Source organism: Candidatus Eisenbacteria bacterium, from assembly GCA_016930695.1.
Taxonomy (GTDB): Bacteria; Orphanbacterota; Orphanbacteria; order Orphanbacterales; family Orphanbacteraceae; genus JAFGGD01.
Window position 1 is genome coordinate 51043 of the sequence record JAFGGD010000013.1, and the last position, 18023, is coordinate 69065.

15 protein-coding genes are annotated in these 18023 nt (G+C 65.8%); 9 read left to right on the forward strand and 6 right to left on the reverse strand.

What is annotated here, in order from left to right; all coding sequences use genetic code 11:
• Positions 1 to 26: 26 nt before the first annotated feature.
• Entirely contained in the window at positions 27 to 638 is a 612-nt protein-coding gene (gene lepB, locus JW958_02165) for a signal peptidase I (protein MBN1825041.1), read from the reverse strand.
• 193 nt (positions 639 to 831) lie between these two features.
• Positions 832 to 1713: a LysR family transcriptional regulator gene (locus JW958_02170; protein MBN1825042.1), complete on the reverse strand. Its 882-nt coding sequence runs from the start codon at positions 1711 to 1713 to the stop codon at positions 832 to 834.
• A gap of 121 nt (positions 1714 to 1834) precedes the next feature.
• Between JW958_02170 and JW958_02175 the strand changes: the two genes are divergently transcribed.
• The 7 genes from JW958_02175 to JW958_02205 all read left to right on the forward strand — a co-directional run bounded on the left by JW958_02175 (position 1835) and on the right by JW958_02205 (position 10654).
• The gene (locus tag JW958_02175; GenBank protein MBN1825043.1) at positions 1835 to 3145 is read left to right on the forward strand and encodes an inositol-3-phosphate synthase; all 1311 of its coding nucleotides are present in this window, start codon (positions 1835 to 1837) and stop codon (positions 3143 to 3145) included.
• 439 nt (positions 3146 to 3584) lie between these two features.
• A complete protein-coding gene (locus tag JW958_02180; protein MBN1825044.1) occupies positions 3585 to 4148 on the forward strand; it encodes a hypothetical protein in 564 nt (187 codons plus the stop codon).
• Between the two features lie 352 nt (positions 4149 to 4500).
• Entirely contained in the window at positions 4501 to 5091 is a 591-nt protein-coding gene (locus tag JW958_02185; GenBank protein MBN1825045.1) for a hypothetical protein, read from the forward strand.
• A 53-nt stretch (positions 5092 to 5144) separates the two neighbouring features.
• The gene (locus tag JW958_02190) at positions 5145 to 6710 is read left to right on the forward strand and encodes an SPOR domain-containing protein (GenBank protein ID MBN1825046.1); all 1566 of its coding nucleotides are present in this window, start codon (positions 5145 to 5147) and stop codon (positions 6708 to 6710) included.
• The gene (locus tag JW958_02195; GenBank protein ID MBN1825047.1) at positions 6700 to 7218 is read left to right on the forward strand and encodes a hypothetical protein; all 519 of its coding nucleotides are present in this window, start codon (positions 6700 to 6702) and stop codon (positions 7216 to 7218) included. Before JW958_02190 ends, JW958_02195 begins: the two co-directional genes overlap by 11 nt.
• 2 nt (positions 7219 to 7220) lie before the next feature.
• A complete protein-coding gene (locus JW958_02200; GenBank protein ID MBN1825048.1) occupies positions 7221 to 7697 on the forward strand; it encodes a hypothetical protein in 477 nt (158 codons plus the stop codon).
• Positions 7694 to 10654: a hypothetical protein gene (locus JW958_02205; GenBank protein ID MBN1825049.1), complete on the forward strand. Its 2961-nt coding sequence runs from the start codon at positions 7694 to 7696 to the stop codon at positions 10652 to 10654. Before JW958_02200 ends, JW958_02205 begins: the two co-directional genes overlap by 4 nt.
• A gap of 99 nt (positions 10655 to 10753) precedes the next feature.
• On the opposite strand, the gene JW958_02210 is transcribed toward JW958_02205, so the two are convergent.
• Entirely contained in the window at positions 10754 to 11302 is a 549-nt protein-coding gene (locus tag JW958_02210; GenBank protein ID MBN1825050.1) for a phosphohydrolase, read from the reverse strand.
• 386 nt (positions 11303 to 11688) lie between these two features.
• Between JW958_02210 and JW958_02215 the strand changes: the two genes are divergently transcribed.
• Together JW958_02215 and JW958_02220 are read left to right on the forward strand one after the other, a co-directional pair.
• Complete coding sequence (locus tag JW958_02215; GenBank protein ID MBN1825051.1) at positions 11689 to 13875, forward strand: T9SS type A sorting domain-containing protein; 2187 nt, start codon at positions 11689 to 11691, stop codon at positions 13873 to 13875.
• A gap of 207 nt (positions 13876 to 14082) precedes the next feature.
• Complete coding sequence (locus JW958_02220) at positions 14083 to 14535, forward strand: ferritin family protein (protein ID MBN1825052.1); 453 nt, start codon at positions 14083 to 14085, stop codon at positions 14533 to 14535.
• A 208-nt stretch (positions 14536 to 14743) separates the two neighbouring features.
• Here the strand turns inward: JW958_02220 and JW958_02225 are convergent, their stop codons facing one another.
• The 3 genes from JW958_02225 to JW958_02235 are packed head-to-tail and all read right to left on the reverse strand — an operon-like array spanning position 14744 to position 18010.
• Positions 14744 to 15907 carry an ABC transporter permease gene (locus JW958_02225; protein ID MBN1825053.1) on the reverse strand — a complete coding sequence of 388 codons (1164 nt, stop codon included), beginning with the start codon at positions 15905 to 15907 and terminating at the stop codon, positions 14744 to 14746.
• A 53-nt stretch (positions 15908 to 15960) separates the two neighbouring features.
• On the reverse strand, positions 15961 to 16743 hold the full coding sequence (locus tag JW958_02230) for an ABC transporter ATP-binding protein (protein ID MBN1825054.1): 783 nt from the start codon (positions 16741 to 16743) through the stop codon (positions 15961 to 15963).
• Between the two features lie 10 nt (positions 16744 to 16753).
• Entirely contained in the window at positions 16754 to 18010 is a 1257-nt protein-coding gene (locus tag JW958_02235; GenBank protein ID MBN1825055.1) for an efflux RND transporter periplasmic adaptor subunit, read from the reverse strand.
• Between the last annotated feature and the right edge of the window lie 13 nt (positions 18011 to 18023).

Genomic DNA, 18023 nt, shown 5'->3' on the forward strand with positions numbered 1-18023 from the left:
GGGGGAGGAGGCGGGGGCGCTTTCCATCAGAGAAGGTCGCCGATCCGTCCGAGACGGGGGCGGTGTTTTCCCGTGTCCCAGGACCAGTGGATCACCTCCGCGCGCCCCCGGAGCAGGCTCTCGTCCAAGAACCCCCAGAACCGGCTGTCGTAGCTCTTGTTCCGGTTGTCCCCGAGCACGAAGATGTGCCCTTCCGGCACGGTGACCGGCCCGTAGAACGCCTGGGGCGGATTCCCGCATCCGTCGAGGTGTACGTACGCTTCGTCGAGCGGTTCCCCGTCGATGAAGACGCGGTTTTCGCGGATTTCCACCGTTTCGCCGGGCAGGCCGATCACCCGCTTGATGTAGTCTTTGTCGTCCGCCGGCGAGCGGAAGATGGCGATCTCGCCGCGGCGGGGCTCCCGCCCCTTTATTTTATGTTCGGTAAAGGGGATGTGCGGTCCGTAGATGAATTTATTGGCGATCAGGAAGTCGCCGACCAGAAGGGTCTCCTCCATGGAGCCGGAGGGAATCTGATACGCCTGCACGACGAAGGTGCGGAGGAAGAGCACCGCCGCGATCATGAACACGACGTCCTTCAAACGGTTCCAGGCGCGTCTCCGAAGGGATGGGGGGGAAGGCGTCGCGGTCTCGTTCATCGTAGGCTCCCTTGTTTCCATTCCCGGCTCGGCTCCTTGATCTTCTTTACGCTACCGCTTGTCGTTTGGTTCCATCTCCCGCTTGAGATTACAGCGGCCCGCCTCCGAGCGCAAGCCCGGGCCGGAAGTGGCGGTCGATGAATTAGATGTGATGCAATCCCGCTCCGCGCCGGGCGGGATCACCTCAGCTTCCCTAATCCGATTCCAGGATCGAGAGAAAAGCCCGGGCCGCCGGCGAGAGGTAGCGCCCCCGCGGGCGGATCACGCCGATCCTCCTTTCGAGACGAAGGCCGGTGAGGACCGGGGAGGCGAGGCGACCGGCATGGATCTCGGCGCGCACGGAACGCTCGGGCAACACGGCGAACCCCAGACCCACCTCGACCAGTTTCTTGATCGCCTCCGGGCTGGAGATCTCCATCGCCACCCGGGGGCGGACCCCCGCCGCGCCGAAGGCGCGGTCCACCTCGCGGCGCGTCACCGAGTTCTCCTTGAAGGTGATCATCGGCGTTTCGGCGAGTTCCTCCGGACGGATTCTCTTGCGCCCCGCCAGAGGGTGGCGGCGGGGAAGGATGGGGAGGAGTCGATCCCGCTCGACGACGGTTGACTCCAGATCGTCGCCGGAGACGGGGAGGGTGGCGACGGCCAGCTCGATCCGTCCCGCCCGGAGGGATTGGAGGAGAGGGAGAGTTCCGTCCACCGTCACCGACAGGTTCACCGATGGGTGGCGTCCCAGAAAAGTCCTGTACGCCCGGGGGAGGACGTAGATGCTCGCCACGTCGGTGGTCCCGATCTGGAGATCGCCGCCGTGTACCTCACGCAAATCCCGGGCGGCGTCGGCGAGGTTCTCCGCCGCCCGCACCACCTCCTCGGCCCGGCCGATCAGGTGAAATCCCGCCGGCGTGGGGCGCGCCCGCTTGCCCGTTCTCTCGAAGAGGCGCTCGCCCAGCTCCTGCTCGAGGCGCCGGATCTGCATCGAGATGGTCGGTTGGGTCAGATGGAGCGCGCGGGCGGCGGCGGAGAACCCGCCTTCCCGGGCAACGGCGAGAAAAGCGCGGAGCGGGGCCAGGTCGTTCATTGTTATCAACTCTCCTTATGGATCTTATCAAATAGATTCATGATACTTATAAGCGCGCTTCTGGTATTTTTCCAGGGAATTCGCGAAACCCGAGCCGCCCCCGGGGCGGAAGGAGAATACGATGGGCAAAGCAGACATCGCGGCGCCGAAGGGGAAACTCGGCGTGCTGATCCCCGGAATCGGGGCGGTTTCCACCACTTTCATCGCCGGCGTGCAAGCGGTCCGCAAGGGCTTGGCCGAACCGGTCGGTTCGCTGACCCAGATGGGAACGATCCGACTCGGCAAGCGGACCGAAAACCGCGTCCCGATGATCAAGGAGTTCGTCCCTCTCGCCGATCTGGATGACCTCGTCTTCGGCGGTTGGGACATCTTCGAGGACGATGGTTACGAGGCGGCGGTCAAGGCGGGCGTGTTGGAGCGCACCCTCCTCGACTCGATCGAGAAGGAGCTGCGGGCGGTGAAGCCGATGCCCGCGGTTTTCGACAACCGGTACGTGAAGAAGCTGCACGGAACGTATGTGAAGAAGGGTAAGAACTGGCGGGATCTGGCCGACCAGCTGGGCGAGGACATCCGCCGGTTCTGCGAGGAACACGGCTTGGACCGACTGGTGATGATCTGGTGCGCATCCACGGAGATCTACATCGAGCCCTCCGACGTGCACGCCTCGCTGGCCGCTTTCGAGAAGGGACTCGACGCGCACGACGAGCGAATCGCTCCGAGCATGATCTACGCCTACGCGGCGCTCAAGGCGGGCGTCCCCTTCGCCAACGGAGCGCCGAACCTGACGGTGGACATCCCCGCCCTGGTCGAGTTGTCGAAGAAGACGGGCGCGCCCATCGCCGGCAAGGATTTCAAGACCGGCCAGACCCTGATGAAGACGATTCTCGCCCCCGGGTTCAAGTCGCGGATGATCGGTGTTTCGGGTTGGTTCTCCACGAACATTCTCGGCAACCGGGACGGCGAGGTGCTGGACGATCCGGAGTCTTTCAAGACCAAAGAGGCGTCCAAACTCTCGGTGCTCGAGCACATTCTCCAGCCCCGGCTCTATCCGAGTCTCTACGGCAACCTCTACCATAAGGTACGGATCAACTACTATCCGCCCCGGGGAGACAACAAGGAAGGCTGGGACAACATCGACATCTTCGGGTGGCTCGGTTACCCGATGCAGATCAAGGTGGATTTCCTCTGTCGCGATTCGATCCTCGCCGCGCCGATCGTTCTCGACCTTGCGCTTTTCCTCGACCTCTCCGCCCGGGCGGGTCGCCGGGGTATCCAGGAGTGGCTTTCTTTCTACTTCAAGAGTCCCATGACCGCGCCCGGCCTCTATCCGGAACACGATCTTTTCATCCAGCAGATGAAGATGAAGAACACCCTTCGGGACATGATGGGCGAAGATGTGATCCACCACCTCGGCTCGGAATACTACGACTAGGTTCCGCGGTTCGGCGGAAGGAACACAGGGGCGGGCCCGAACGGGTCCGCCCCTTCTTTTTCGCAAAACGCCTTTTCTCGGCTCGCAGAATGAGGGCCCGCCGGATGAGAACGCGTGGCGCAAGCGAATGGGTGCTCCCACCCGGGGGAAAAGAGAAAACGCGGCGCGGGAAGCAGCGAGCGCCAATCTTCTTCTATTCCAAAGATTTATCAGATTCGAGTCTCCGCCGGGCACCCCGGGACAATTGAAGAGAACGGAGGTTCATTCCGATACATGGAATGAAGAAAAAAGCGATTCCCCTGGCAGGTTTTTTGCAAATTCCCCCCTTGTCTACAACGCCCCGGATGAAGCTTCTCCACCGCGGAAAACCGTGGAGGGAAGAGCGCGGGTCTCTGTAAGCGTGGCGGGTTTACTCGCCGGAGAGCAAAGGAGAAGAAAGTTGAGTTGGAGAAAGACGGGCATAAAGAGCTTGGGTCTCGCGTTGCCGCTCATCCTTCTGTCCGCCCTGGTTTGGGCGGCCGACGAGTCGGACACGGGAAACAGCATCGTGGGAGGTACGATACCCGAATTGTGCCAGATCGGAATCTCCGGAGACGTCTCCGGATTGTTGACCCTTACCCAGGACGGCACCGGAGAAACGGCATACGACGCGGGATACGTCGAGTCCGCCGCGGACGCGGTGACGGTTCGAGTGGACGCGAATAAACAGTGGAAACTGAGCGTTCATTACACCGGCGGTGGCTGGAGCTGTCCCGGTTCCTATGATAAGGACGAAGCGGATCTGGACCTGCGGATCACGAACACGCCGACCGGCACGATCCAGAACGGCGCCGATTCCTATTTCAGTCCCACGTCGAGCGCCACGGAGATCCTGAGCCACACCGTGGGCGTGCAGGACAACGACGTGGAGGTGCAGGTTCGGGTCGACCTGGATTGGACCGCCGATATTCCCGGCGCGTACAGCATCACGACCGTGTACACCATGGAGACGACCACGGGTTAAATATTCTCCCGTCGCTCCGGCGCCGGCCCCTTTCGGCGATGACGCGGAGTGACCGTGAGAGCGGCGCGGCGACTCCACCGCGACGGAAATAAGGCGGGCGGGCCGGTGATCGGTTCGTCCGCCTCCTCATTTTCTTTTTTTTCCGATGCCCGTTCCCGTTCGATCGTCCCGAGTCTTAACCTACATAATTGCAATGAGATGGTGTCGCTCGTCGCCGCCGCCCCCCCCCGCGTTCCCCGTTCCCCGGAGGTCCGTTTTCGAGAGGAACGTCTTTTTTTTAAAGATTTGTTCAGAAATCCCGAAAAACGGATGGAAAGGGTCTCGTGGCTCGGAAAAGGAGCGGACCGGAACGATGTGGCGATCTGCGAAACAGGTCGGTCCAGGGCAGGGACCGCTGGGCGGCCCGCGTTGCCTGCCCTATTTGCTGCTCGCCGCCGCGTTCGCCGCGGGCGCGCTCAGCGCGCGAGGCGAGGAGACGCAGGCGTCGATCGGAAGGATGCTTGTTCCCATGCTCAGCCAGCTCACGCTGATGGGGGACATGTCCGACCTTCTCACTCTGACCGCCGACGGCGTCGGCGAAAGCGCGTACGACGCCGGGCAGGTCGAATCGGCGGCGGATGCCACGGTGCTCACCATCAACGCCAACGCGCCTTGGGATCTCTCGGTGAAGCTCGCCGGTGACTGGACCTGCCCCGGCGCCTACGACAAGGACGAGGACGATCTCGCCATACGCATCACGAACACACCGACCGGAACGATCCAGAACGGCGCCGGATCCTACATCGACTTGGACGGCTCAGACACGCAGATCCTGAGCCACACGGAAGGCGTGGCGGATAACGCGGTGCACGTGCAGACCCGCGTGCTGTTGGACTGGGCCGGGGACATCCCCGGCACGTACGGAATCACGATCACCTATACCCTGGTCGCCCACGTCGAGTGACCGGAAAGAGCGGGGCGGCGCGCGGCCGGCCCGCGGGACGGGAGAACGAAACGATGACGCGTCGATGCCTCTCCTACGGGGTCCTCCCGGCGCTTCTGTTCGCGGCGCACCTGATCGCGGTGCCCGACGCGCGGGCGTCCTTCGTGGTGTCGCCGATGGAACTGCACCTCCGGGCCGGTCCCGGCGGGCGCGCCGAGGAGCCCATCACGATCAAGAATACCGGTACCCGGCCCCTTTCGGTCCGTCTCTATCCGGGCGACAGCCGCTTCGGATTGGACGGCCGGGAGGAGAATCTCCCCGTCGGATCGCTGGCGCGGAGCTGTGCCGACTGGCTCACCGTGGACGGACGCGTCATCGATCTGGAGCCGGGCGAGGTGAGGCAGATCCCGATCCTGCTCGAGGCACCGTCGCCGGCGGTGGGAAGTTATTGGACCAAAGTCTATCTCGAAGAGGTGAGCGCCCCCGAACCGTCGGTCGTGAAGGAAGGGGAGCGGACCTACCGGGTTTTCATCAAGCAACGGGTCGGCGTTCGGATTTTTGAGGACGTGGAAGGGACGCTCCGGCCCGCCGCCCGGGTGACCCATGTCGGCGTGGAGGCGCCGGAGATCCGCGAGGCCGCGGTGACGCCGGAAACCGTTTCTCCGAAAGACGCGGCGCCGGGCTCTTGGCGCGCCCAGCTCCTCGCCACCCGGGACGCCGGCAAGGCGCGGGGGTTGGCCGAGTCGCTCGCGGGGAGATTCGACGGCCCGGTTCACGTGGTGTTCGATGATCCCTTCTATAAGGTGCAGGTCGGCGAGGAACGGACGCGGGAGGAGGCGGAGGTCCTGACCTCCCGGCTCGCCTCCACCGGTTTCGGTTCGAGCTGGATCGTCCGCGCGTCCGTCGCTTCGCCGGCGGGCGCGAAGGCCGAGAGTCGCGCCGACGCCCCGGCGCCCGCCGCGCGGACCGAGACGGTCGACGGGTTCCGCGTGCAGCTCCTCGCCTCCGCCGACGAGAAAAAGGCGCGCGCCCTGGCGGAGCGAGCGGAAGCGGTTCTGGAGACCGCGGCGTACGTGGAACGGAGCGGCGCCCTCTTCAAGACGAGGGTGGGGAACTGCGAGGAGAAGGAGGACGCCCTCCGTCTCGTGGAGCGGGCGAAGCGATCCGGTTTCGGCGGGGCTTGGTTGGTGCGCGCGGAGGTGACGCGGGAGGCGCCCCTTCTCGCCTCGGTTCCCGAAACGGGGATTCTACCGCCGACGGCGGAGGAGCCCGCGGCGTCCGCCTCACTCGACCACGGGAGAAACGCCGCGCCGTGGACCCCGGTGGTTACGGTTCGCGTCGAGAACACGGGCAACAGCATTCTCCGTTGCACCGGCCGCGCCGAGATCCGCGACGGCGGCGGGGCGGCGTTGGACACCCTCGCCCTCGGTGTGGAGGGTCGGTTCACCCTTTTCCCCGGTGGGACGCGGGAACTGCGCGTCTCCGGGGATCGGGACCTCGCGCCGGGAACCTATACCGCGCTGGCGATCGTGGATTTCGGCGGTGATTATCTTGTGGCGGGGGACGCGGTTTTCGAGGTCCCGGACCGGCGCGTGCTCGCCCGTTCCGGACCCGGAGCGATCCAGGGAGATGGTGAATAACCGAAACCATATACGGATAAACGGCCTCGGGTTCCTCGGATTTTTCTTCGTCGCTTCCGTCATCTTCACGGCTCCCGAACCGGTCCGTGCGCAAACCGCCGGGCAGGCGCTCGTCGAGATCGATCTCGCCGTTCCGGCCCTGCAGCGTTTGGACGTGAATCCCGGTCTTCTCGGCATTCCGTCCCCCGCCTCCGGCGATTTCGCGCGGGGCTGTCTCGATCTCTCCGACCCGATCGAGGTGGAGATCTCGAGTAACATCCCCTGGATCCTTTCGCTTCGCGCGGCGGAGGAGGAAGAGAAGGCTCCTCTCTTTTTTCGCGTCGAAGGTTCCCGCTATCTCCCCCTGGATACGGAGTGGCGCGTCGTGGCGCGCGGGGACGGTGCCGCCAATCGGGAACGCATCCGTATCGATCTCCGGATCCTACTCTCTTGGACCGGCGTAGTGCCCGGCCTCTACGAGCCGAGAATCGAGTACCGTCTCGCGCCGTCGGGGGAGGAGAAGCCGTGAGGATGGGCGTGGTCGGACGTTCGGTGGTGTTCGCCGCGGCGGCGCTTCTCGCGATCGGTCCGGCGGCGGCGGCGGACTTCGCCTCGGTCCGAGTGAGCGCCGGAAAGGTGCTCTTCCCCCTCGTCACCAAGGGCGCTCTGGCGGCGGGACGGGCGGAGGTCGGCGCGGCGCGCGGGATCTGCGCCCTCTCTGTCGAAGTGGAGCCCGTCGACGATCGCGGATGGAGCCTCTATGTCGTGACGGATAGTCCCGCATTCGATCCGGTGGACGTGGGGAAACCCTGCGGCGATCTCTATTGGAAGAAGGATGAAGACGGGCCAGGCGCCTATCGCCCCTTGGACGAGGGGGAGTGGCTCGTTTTCGACAATCCCGAGGGGGGACGGGCGGTCGTTCCGCTGGACGTCGCCGTCGCCCTCGATTGGAACACGCCGCCCGGCCGCTACAGTCTGGGCGTGCGTTTTCTGGTGAAACCGCGATGAGCCCGCTTCGCCTCCCCCTCCGGTTCGTCCCGCTTCCGTTACTCGCGGCGGCGGTCTTTACGTTTTTCGCCTGGGCGCCGCGGGGCGCCGCCGACGCCGGTCGGGCTTCTTCTTCCGTGACCGTTTCTTCTTGGATCTCCGACCGGGCGACGCCGGGGGGCTTCGCGACCTGGTCCTTCCTGATCGAGAACCGGTCCCCCTCGGCCGAGGATGTGACCGTCGAATTGGAGCTGCCCGAGACTTGGAGCGCGGTGACGCCTCGGCGCGTCCTCTCCCTCGGTCCGGGAGAATCGGCGGGCGTTCCTTTCACCGTGTGGGTTCCCGCTCGGGCGTCGGCGGATTCTCTCTACGAAGTGAACGCCGTGGTCCTCTCCGCGGACGGCGTCGGCAAGGTGACCGCGACCAAGACGATCCGGGTGGAGGAGGTGCGCGAGGTGGGTCTCACGCCGGCGGCGCCGCTCGTCGGCGGGTCGCCGGGGGAGTGGGTCATTCATACGTTTACGATCGAGAACGCGGGGAACGTGACCTCCCGTGTCGCCCTTTCCTTCGAGTCGACCCCGGACTGGCGGATCGATCCTCCGGACTCGCCCGTCGAACTCCTTCCCGGCGAGAGGCGGGACCTGCATGTCGGATTGGAGGTGCCCCGCGAGGCGGCGGAGGGGACCATTCACATCCTGACCATGATCGCCGATCCGGCGGAGTACGACGCCGCGGGCGGAGGCGTCTTCTCGGTGCGCCGCCGGGTGAGTACTCTCGTCGAGGGCGGGCCGTCCGGAGGGACCTACCGCCGCCTTCCGGTGCGTTCCACTTTCTCCGTCCTGCAGAGTGAAGGGGAGGACCCCGCCTTCGGTTTCCGCGGCGTCGTAGCCGGCGCCCTCTCGGACGATTCCCGGATCGAAATGGATCTCGATCTCGTCAGCGGGGACCGCGGTTCCGGGGCGCGGGACTGGAGGAGTCAGTATCTGCGCGTCGGCTACCTGCGGGATCGATGGGAATTGGTCGCCGGGGACGTGAACGCACCCTTCCCGAACGTGGCTTACCGGGTCCTCTCCGGACGGGGGATTCGTTTTCGTTCCGACGGGGACCGGTGGACTTCACGGGCGCTCCTTTCCCGGGACCGCGCGGCGGGCGCACACTCCGCCTGGGCGGCCGGCGTCGGCCGTCGGGTCGGACGGTCCTGGTGGGTCGGCGCCGACTGGATTCATCGCGATCTTCTCTTCGCGCCGGACGACGAGATCCGCCCGCGCCGGATGGGCGTGCTCTCCGCCGTCTACGAGCCGCACCCCGGTTTTTCATTGAGGGCGGAAGGGGCGTTGGGCCGAGCCCCGGTCGAGGGAGGGGGTTCGGAAAGCGGGCGTGCGGCGCTTCTGGAGATCGAAAGGCAAGGAGAGCGTTGGACCGCCGACACGCGCCTCTACGCCGGCACCTCCGGGAATCCGGGTTGGACCCGCGACCGGGACGGGGCGGTTCTTTACCTGCGCTATCGGCCGGTCGCGTCCCTCGCTCTCTGGACGAGCGCGGACGGATCTCGTGGGCGCTCGGGCGACAACGCCGACTCGGACGACCGGGTGACGGCGCGCTATCGCATGGGCGCGCGGCTCACCCCGCGGTCCGGTCCCCGCCTCGAACTCTCCGCGGGGGGGAGGAGGGACAGGGAGGGGGAAGAGGGGAGCGTGCGCGACGCGGAGCGACGCGACCTGAGCGGCGGAATCTGGTGGCCCCTCGGCCGCCTTCTCTTCGGGCTTTCCGGGAAGAGGGGGGACGCCTTCGACCTTCGGAGCGGCCAAAGCGGGGAGTTGTCCGAATACGGCGCCACTTTGGGGGGTTCGATCCGGAGTCTCCGCGCCGCGTTCCGTTGGAACCGGGGGCGGGAATGGGTGCCCGAGTCCGCTTCGGAAACGCGGAGCGTGACCTGGGTGACCGATCTCGGGTGGAACACCACCGGGGGAAGGGCGGCGGTCGGGCTGGCGGCGATGGGGGAGAGTTTCGAGCAGTCCCTCTCCGGCACGGAGCCCTGGACGCGCCACACCTTCCGTCCCCGCGTCGACCTGCGCCTTTTCGCCGGCCTCCACCTGCGCACCGAATCCAGCATCGTCGGCGGAATGGACGATTGGACCGTGGAACGTTGGCAGGTAAACCTTACCTGGAGCGAGGCGAACGGGCTTCCGGTGCTCTGGTCGCCGGAACGGGGCGGGCTTCGGGCGCTGGTTTTCCTGGACGCCGACGGCGACGGCCGGCGCGACCCGGGGGAGGAGGCGCTCGCGGGCGTGGTGCTCGCCGTCGACGGAGAGCAGGCGATCACCGGATCGGACGGCGCCGCTTCCTGGTCCTCCCTCGAAGCGGGTGAGCACGACGTGGACCTGAACGACGCCACTCTGCCGTCGGGCACGGTGGCGCTCGCCGACTTCCCCTCTCTCGTCTGGATCGAGGCGGGGCGCCGGACCGACCTGGCCGTCCCCGTCCGCCGGGCGGCCCGCGTTTCCGGGCGCCTCTTCGTCGACGCGAACGGGGACGGCGTCTGGGACCCGGGCGAGGAATCCTTCCGGGATATCCGGATCGAGCTGTGCGCGGGGGAGACACGGAGGGCGAGCGGATTGACCGGCGCCGGAGGCGCGTACGGTTTTCAGGCCGTATCGCCCGGTCTCTACACGATCCGCGTGGCCGAGGGGTGGCTTCCGGAGGGCTGGCGTCTCACCGGTTTCCCGCCGGACGCGTTCGCCGTCGGAGCCGGCGAGGATGTGGAACTACCCCCTTTGGGCGCCGCCCCTCGGCGGCGGCCGATCGTGATGACCTACGGCGGAGGCGCATGCGATGGAGAGACCGCCGCGTCGCCCGCTCTCCGGGAGATCGCGCCCGTGGGAATGGACACCGATGCGCCGGACGACCGGCCGATCCTCAAGACCTACGACGGAGCGAGCGGCCGCGCGCTGGAACGGGGCGTGCCCTTGAATCGCTGAGCCCGCCCGACCCGTCTCGGCCCCCTCCGGTCCGGAATGGAAAAACCGCGGGAAAGATCCCGGACTTCCCCGCGGTTTCGCATTTCCTACCGAAGGTTCCTAACCGATTCGGTCCACGAAGGGCTCGAAGGTCATGAAGTCGGCGTGATGGGCGATGAATGACTCCACCGTTCTCTTCCCCAGGTTCCCCTCCTTGGCGTGCGTGGCGATCATGTGACAGACCGGATCGGGGAGGCCGAAACGCCGGGCGAGGGCGACGCCGGTGAAGGGGTGGCGCAGGTATTTTCCCGTCATGCCGACCACCGCGTTCCCCTTCCCGTCCAGCACGTATTCGAGGAGCTTTCCCACATCGATCAGAATGGCGCCGGCGATCAGGACGTCCATGTCGATCGGCAACTGGTCGCCGTAGAACTCCTTCATGATACGCCCCGACTCGCGGGCGATGTGTACGACAGAACGTTTGTGTTCCATGAAGGTGACCGTGCAGCCCGGGGCGAGGAGCGTGAAGGGGATCCGCCGCAGGTCATCCGGCGTAAGCACGCTCTCCTCGAGGGCGTAGGCCCAAACATCCCGCACCTTGTTCCGCAGTTCTCCGTCCTCGATCCACTCCAGCTCCGGCCAGAGTTCGTCCACCTGTTTCTTGTCCATTCCCGTTCCTCCCCGGGGATCCGGATGATTCGGTCGCGTGCCGCCTCGCGGCTGTTTCCGTTTCTCGAATCCACATGCTAACCCGGAGAGGCGTTTGACTCCATCCCTTCCGGCGGGATTTTCTCTGATTTAGTGAAACTTGATAAAAGTTAACTGTTGTTTCGACAACGACTTTCCTGGATTCCACTCTTGCGGAGCCCTCGGGAAAATGCTATAATACAAACAGCTTCCCCCCGTGTGCCGTTCTCCCGGCGGGTAATCCCGATGGGGGAGCGCTCGTGACGGTTCGAAACGAAAATTCGCGAAAAGAACGGCCGGAACGGAGAGAGACCGCGCGGGGCGGTTACTCTCTTTTCCCTATCTCCATCCGAGTGAGGGATGAACGAATGAATTGTGCACGAACGATCGCGGCGGCCGCATTGGCCGCTCTCCTCGCCGCCGGCGGGGCTTGGGCCGGTGCGGAGGACGCGACGATCTACGAGATCCAGCAGGGGACCTATTCGCAGTACACCTGGGTCACCGTGGATAGCGTCATCGTGACCGGCGTGACGGCGGACGCTTTCTGGGTCATCGAGCCGGCGGGCGGCGCCTACGGGGGCATCTATGTCGCCCGCGGCGAAAACCCCTATGTCTCTCGAGGGGATCTGGTGACCGTTTCCGGCTACTACACCGAATCGAGCGGCCTTTCCAACATCACCGCCACCTCCGGGGTCGGCGGCATCGTCAACGTGCTCGACAATGATCAAACGCTGCCGGCGGCGTCCGCCGTCGCGGTGGACGATGTGAACACCGGAAGCGCCACCGCCGAGCAGTGGGAGGGGTGCCTGGTCACCCTGGACGATCTGGCGTGCACGGCCGTGAACGCGAGCGACTGGCGGGTGGTCGAAGTGGACGGCGACGCGCCCCTCACGGACACCCTCTTCGTCGACGACCTGATGACCTACAACTGGCCTTCCCTCGGAGACACGCTTGTCGAGCTCACCGGTCTCATGCACTATCTCTCCGGGAATTTCCGGCTCGAGCCGCGGGATAACTACGATGTGCTCGTGGCGGACACCGAGGCGCCCGCGCAGATCACCGATCTGGCCGCCTCCTCGGGCGAGTACAACGGCACCGTCGATCTGGACTGGACCGCCGTGGGCGACGACGGAACCACCGGCACCGCCTCCGCCTACGTGGTCCGCTGGCACACGAGCCCGATCACCGGCGCCAACTGGGCCTCCGCGAACGACGTCGACGACGAGCCGGCGCCGCAATCCTCCGGCTCCTCCGAATCGTGGACCGTGACCGGCCTTCCGGAGGGGCAGACCCTCTACTTCGCCGTTCGCGCCGAGGACGAGGCGCTTCTCCAGGGACCGGTCTCCAACAGCCCTTCCGCCTATGTGACCGACACCCAGCCCACGCTCGTCATCCATTGCATCAACGTGGGGCAGGGGGACTGCACGCTGATCGTCGCCGGAACCGGCCAGTCTTTCCTCTTCGACGCCGGGAACAACGGCGTGGGGAGCGCCGAGGTGGTTCCCTACCTGGACAGCATCGGGATCAACACGCTCACCTACATGGGCGCCTCGCATTACGACGCGGACCACATCGGCGGGTTGGATGAAGTGTTCAATTCGGCGCTGATCACTCTGACCGATTCCTGTTACGACCGGGGCTGGTCCTATTCCACCGTGACCTACGACAACTATGTCGCCGCCATCGGCTCGCAGCGGGCGACCGCCTACGACGGCCTGGTGCTCGACCTCGGCGGTGGCGTCACCATGACCTGCGTCGGCGTGAACGGGAACGGCCAGCTTTCACCTCCCTATGACGAGACCTACGCGGAGAACGACCTCTCGGTGAACTGGGTCGTCGAGGTGGGGAACTTCCAGTTCTACGTCGGCGGCGACACGCCCGGCTATTCGAGCTGTTATCCTTACCACGACATCGAGACCTCCATCGCCCAGGACGTGGGGAACATCGAAGTGGTCCGCGCGAACCACCACGGCAGCTACTGCAACACGAACCAGAATCTGTTGAACTGGATGGATCCGCAGGCGGTGATCATATCCGTCGGCGACGGGAATCCCTACGGCCACCCCAAACAGGACATGATCAACCGGGTCGTGAGCAGCGGCGCCTACATCTATCAGACCGAGGGGGGGACCGGAGGCTCGCCTCCCATGGGCATGGGCGAGGTGTGCGGCGACGTGGTGATCCGCACCAACGGACTTTGCACCTACACCATTCAGGACTCCACCTATCTGGTGGATGACGCCACCGGCGTGGAGCTGGCGGGAACCGCCCCGCCGGTCCGTTTCGGGCTCCTCGGGAACGCGCCGAATCCATTCAACCCCGTCACCGAGATCCTCTTCGAGCTGCCCCGCGCCGGCGAGGCGACCCTCGCGATCCACGATGTGTCCGGCCGCCTGGTCGCCGTACTCTCCCGGGGGCCGCGCGACGCGGGGACATTCCGCGAGACCTGGGACGGGCGTGACGACTCCGGCCGGCCGGTCGCCTCGGGCGTCTATTTCGCCCGTCTCCGGACGGCGGAGCGCTCCGACACGCGGAAGATGGTTCTGGTTCGTTAACGAACCGTTCGTTGCATGGGCGAAACGAAACGGGGGTCCGGCGCGCGCCGGGCCCCTTTTTTGCGTCTCCTCTTTCCTTGGCGTACGAATGCCGGGCGCGTTACACTCCAAAGAGTCCGCCGCCGGCCGCGGTGAGCGGTCTCACCGACAATTCACGACACCGGATATCGACGCGCCGATCTGCCGGCGCCTTCGGGAGGACGGGTGATGAGCAACTTCGGATCGATCGATGAGGTACTCGATTTCGCCGTCAAGCGCGAGGAGGAATCGGAGCGTTTCTACCTCGAGATGGCGAAACGGGTGGAGAAGATGAAGGAAGTCTTCGAGCAGTTCGCCGCCGAAGAGAGGGGCCACAAGGCGAAACTACTGGCGGTGAAGGAGAACAAACGGCTGGTGGCCAAGTCTTCCAAGCCGGTTCAGGATCTGAAGATCGGCGATTATCTCGAAGAGAAGGAAGCGACGCCGGGGATGGATTACGCGGACGCGCTCGTGTTGGCGATGAAGAAGGAGAAGAAGGCCTTCAAGCTGTACAGCGATCTGGCCGCCTCCGCCGAGAGCGGAGAGACGGCGGAATTATTCCGCGGCCTCGCCCAGGAAGAGGCGAGACACAAACTCCGCTTCGAGGTGGAGTACGACGACTACGTTCTGCGGGAAAACTGAAATCAGGGAGCGGAACCTCTCGCAGGGACGCTTAAGGAGCGAAGGGAAAACAAGATCTCCTCTTCCGCGAACCGGAGGAGGAGATCTTTTCTTGTTCCCTCCGGGCTTCTTCGCTTTTTTCCGCGAGGCGCCTTTCCGGGCGATCAGTATTCCGAACCGGCCCGCCGGCCTCTCCGCCTTCGAACCCGAAGGGTACGAGGAGGTGGGTTTACTCATAGCGCAGCGCATCGATCGGGTCGAGCGCGGCCGCCTTGCGGGCCGGATAGTAGCCGAAAAAGATACCCACGGCGCCGGAGAAGACCACCGCCAGAAGCACGCTGGACGGCGTGATCAGCACCGGGAGGTCGGCGAACCGTTCCAATAGACCGGAGACGGCGAAGGCGATTCCTATGCCGATCACCCCTCCGGCGAGACTGAGCGCCACCGATTCGGCGAGAAACTGGACGAGCACGTCCCTGCCGCGGGCGCCGACGGAGATCCGAATGCCGATCTCCCGCGTTCGCTCGGTCACCGAAACGAGCATGATGTTCATGATGCCGATGCCGCCCACGACGAGCGACACGCCGGCGATGGATCCGAGCAGGATCGTCAGGACCCGGGAGGTCTCCGCCGCCGCTTCGGTGATCTCCGCCTGGGTGCGGACGGTGAAATCGTCATCCTCTCCCTCGCCGATGCCGTGCGCCGTCCGGAGAAGCGCGGCGATCTCCTCCTCCGCCGCGTCCAGGAACGCGGCGTCGGCGGCGCTCGCCAGGATCATGTCGATCCAGCGGTCCCCCTTGAGCCGGTAGAGCACCGTCGTCGACGGAGCGAGCACCACGTCGTCTTCGTCGCGCCCGCCGGCGCTCCGCCCTTTTTCCTCCATCACGCCGATCACCTCGAAGGGGGTGCTGCGGATTCGGATCCGTTCTCCGACCGGGTCCTGATCCGGGAAGAGCTCGTCCGCCACCGTTTTCCCGAGCACGGCCACTTTTTTTCGCGTCCGGATCTCTTGATCGGTGAAGAATGATCCGGAGTCGAGATTCCAGGAGCGTATGGAGGGATACTCCGGCGCCACGCCCAGGACGCTCGTGAACCAGTTCTCCCCGCCGCCGATCACCTGGTTGCCGCTGCTCACCACCGGTGAGACCGCCTCCAAGAGGGCCGCCCCTTCGACGATCGCCTCCACGTCATCCAGCGTGAAGCGGTTCATGCTGCCCGCGCCGTGGCGCACGCCGCCGGTTTGTCCCGATCCGGGGAAGACGATGAGCAGGTTCGTGCCGAGCCCTTCGATGTGGGATTCGATTTCCGCCTGAGAGCCGACGCCGACGCCGATCATGACGATCACCGCGCTGACGCCGATGATGATGCCGAGCGACGTGAGTGTGCTCCGCATCCGATTGCGGAGAATGGCGCGGAGCGCCGTGCGAAGCAGCCTGCCCGACCGGTTCACGGTGCGACCCCCGTCGTTTCGGCGGTGGACCGGAAGGCCGCGTCCCCGAGGTCCCGGTCCGCCCGGCGCCGGTTCCGAACCGGTTCGTCCCGCAACAGTTCCCCGTCCCGGAGTTCCACGATCCGTTCGGCGTAGAGGGCGATCTCCGGCTCGTGGGTGACGATGAGCAGCGTGATCCCCGCGTCGTTCAGCTCCTGGAAGAGGGCGAGCACCTCCAGCGACGTCCGCGTGTCCAGGTTCCCCGTCGGCTCGTCGGCGAGAAGGATCGCCGGGCGGGTCACCAGGGCGCGGGCGATCGCCACGCGCTGCTGCTGCCCGCCGGAGAGGCGGTTCGGCTCGTGGTCCATCCGGTCGCCGAGGCCGACCCTCGTCAGCGCTTCGCGGGCCGCCCGGTCCGGGTCGCCGATCCTCTCGGAGCGGTCGTAGAGAAGGGGGAGCGCCACGTTTTCCAGCGCCGAGGTGCGCGGCAGGAGTTGAAATCCCTGGAAGACGAAACCGATTTTCCGGTTCCGGATGTCCGCGTAGCGGTCGCGGCCGAGGGAGGAGACATCCTCCCCCTCGAGAAGATAGACGCCCGCCGTCGGGCGGTCGAGGCAGCCGAGCAGGTTCATCAGCGTCGACTTTCCCGAACCGGAGTGTCCCATGACCGCCACCATTTCGCCGGGACGGACGAACAGATCGACGCCGCGGAGCGCCTCGACGGTGATGGTCCCCATGGCGTAGGTTTTGCCGAGGCCTCGGGCCTTGATGACGTATTCCGTGTTCGCCGCCGCGGTCATCGCCCGCCCCCTAGAACGGCCGTCTCGGGCCGAAGGCGCCCGGGCCGGCGCGGTTTTCACCGGTGTCGGCGGACGAGGCGCTCGTCCCGGTCACGACCTTCATCCCCTCGGCGAGACCGCCGGCGGCGAGGATCTCCGTCCGCTTGCCGTCGGTGATCCCCGTCTGCACGAGTGAGGCGCCGAGGCGGCCCTCCCCGTCCAACGTCCAAATCCGGATCCTCTCGGAGGCCGCATCCGTCGGCGCGCCCGGTCTCGAGGCGGGCCCGAAAGCCCGAGCCGCCCCGCCCGCCTTGCCGCGCCCGCCCGCCGCCTTCGTCCCTTCCCCGTTCTTTCCGAGTTCGGCGAGCATCTCTTCCGACGGGCGGAGACGGAGCGCGGTGTTCGGCGCGAGAAGGGCGTTCTTCCGGCTCTCCACGACGAAATCGACCGTGGCGGTCATGCCGGGGAGCAATAACCCCTCCCGGTTTTCGGCGCTCACCTCGACGGTGTAGTTCACCACGTTCTGAAGCGTCGTCGGTTGCAGGCGCACGCGGGTAACTTTACCGATAAAGGTTTCGTCCGGGTAGGCGAGGACGGTGAAACGCGCCTCCAGGCCGTCGCGGATCCGCCCGATGTCGCTCTCGTCCACCTCGGCGAGAATCCGCATCGCCGAGAGATCCTCCGCGATGATGAAGAGGGTCGGCGTGGAGAGGCTCGCCGCCACCGTCTGTCCCTCCTCCACGTTTCTCTCGATCACAGTCCCGTCCACCGGCGATCGGATCAGGGCGTAGTCCCGGTTGGTGCGCGCCCGGTCGAGAGCCGTCCGGGCGGAACGGAGCGATGCGAGCGTCGTTTCCCCTTCGGTTCGGGCGGCGAGTTCCTCCCTGTCCGAGGCGAAGCCGCTCTTCGCCAGTTCCGCGGTCCGCTCGCACTCCGTACTCGCCTCGGCGTGAAGAGCCTCCGCCTGCAGCACCTTCGCCTCCGCGTCGCGCACGGCGAGAGAGAGAAGGGTCGTGTCCAGCACGGCGAGAAGCTCCCCCTCCCGGACCCGATCGTTGAAGTCGACGAAGATTCGGGCGATGGTCCCCGACACTTGGGTTCCCACCTCGACCGAGCCGACGGGACCGATGGTGCCCGTGCCGGTCACCGTGTTTTCCAAGTCGCCGCGGACGACCTCTTCGGTTTTGTACCGCTTCTCCGCGGGTCCGCCCCGGAAGAGCGCCGAGGCGGCTCCGAACGCCGCGAGGACGAGTATCCCCGCGAGCGCGATGATCCCTTTCCTCTTCATCGAAGCGCGCCTC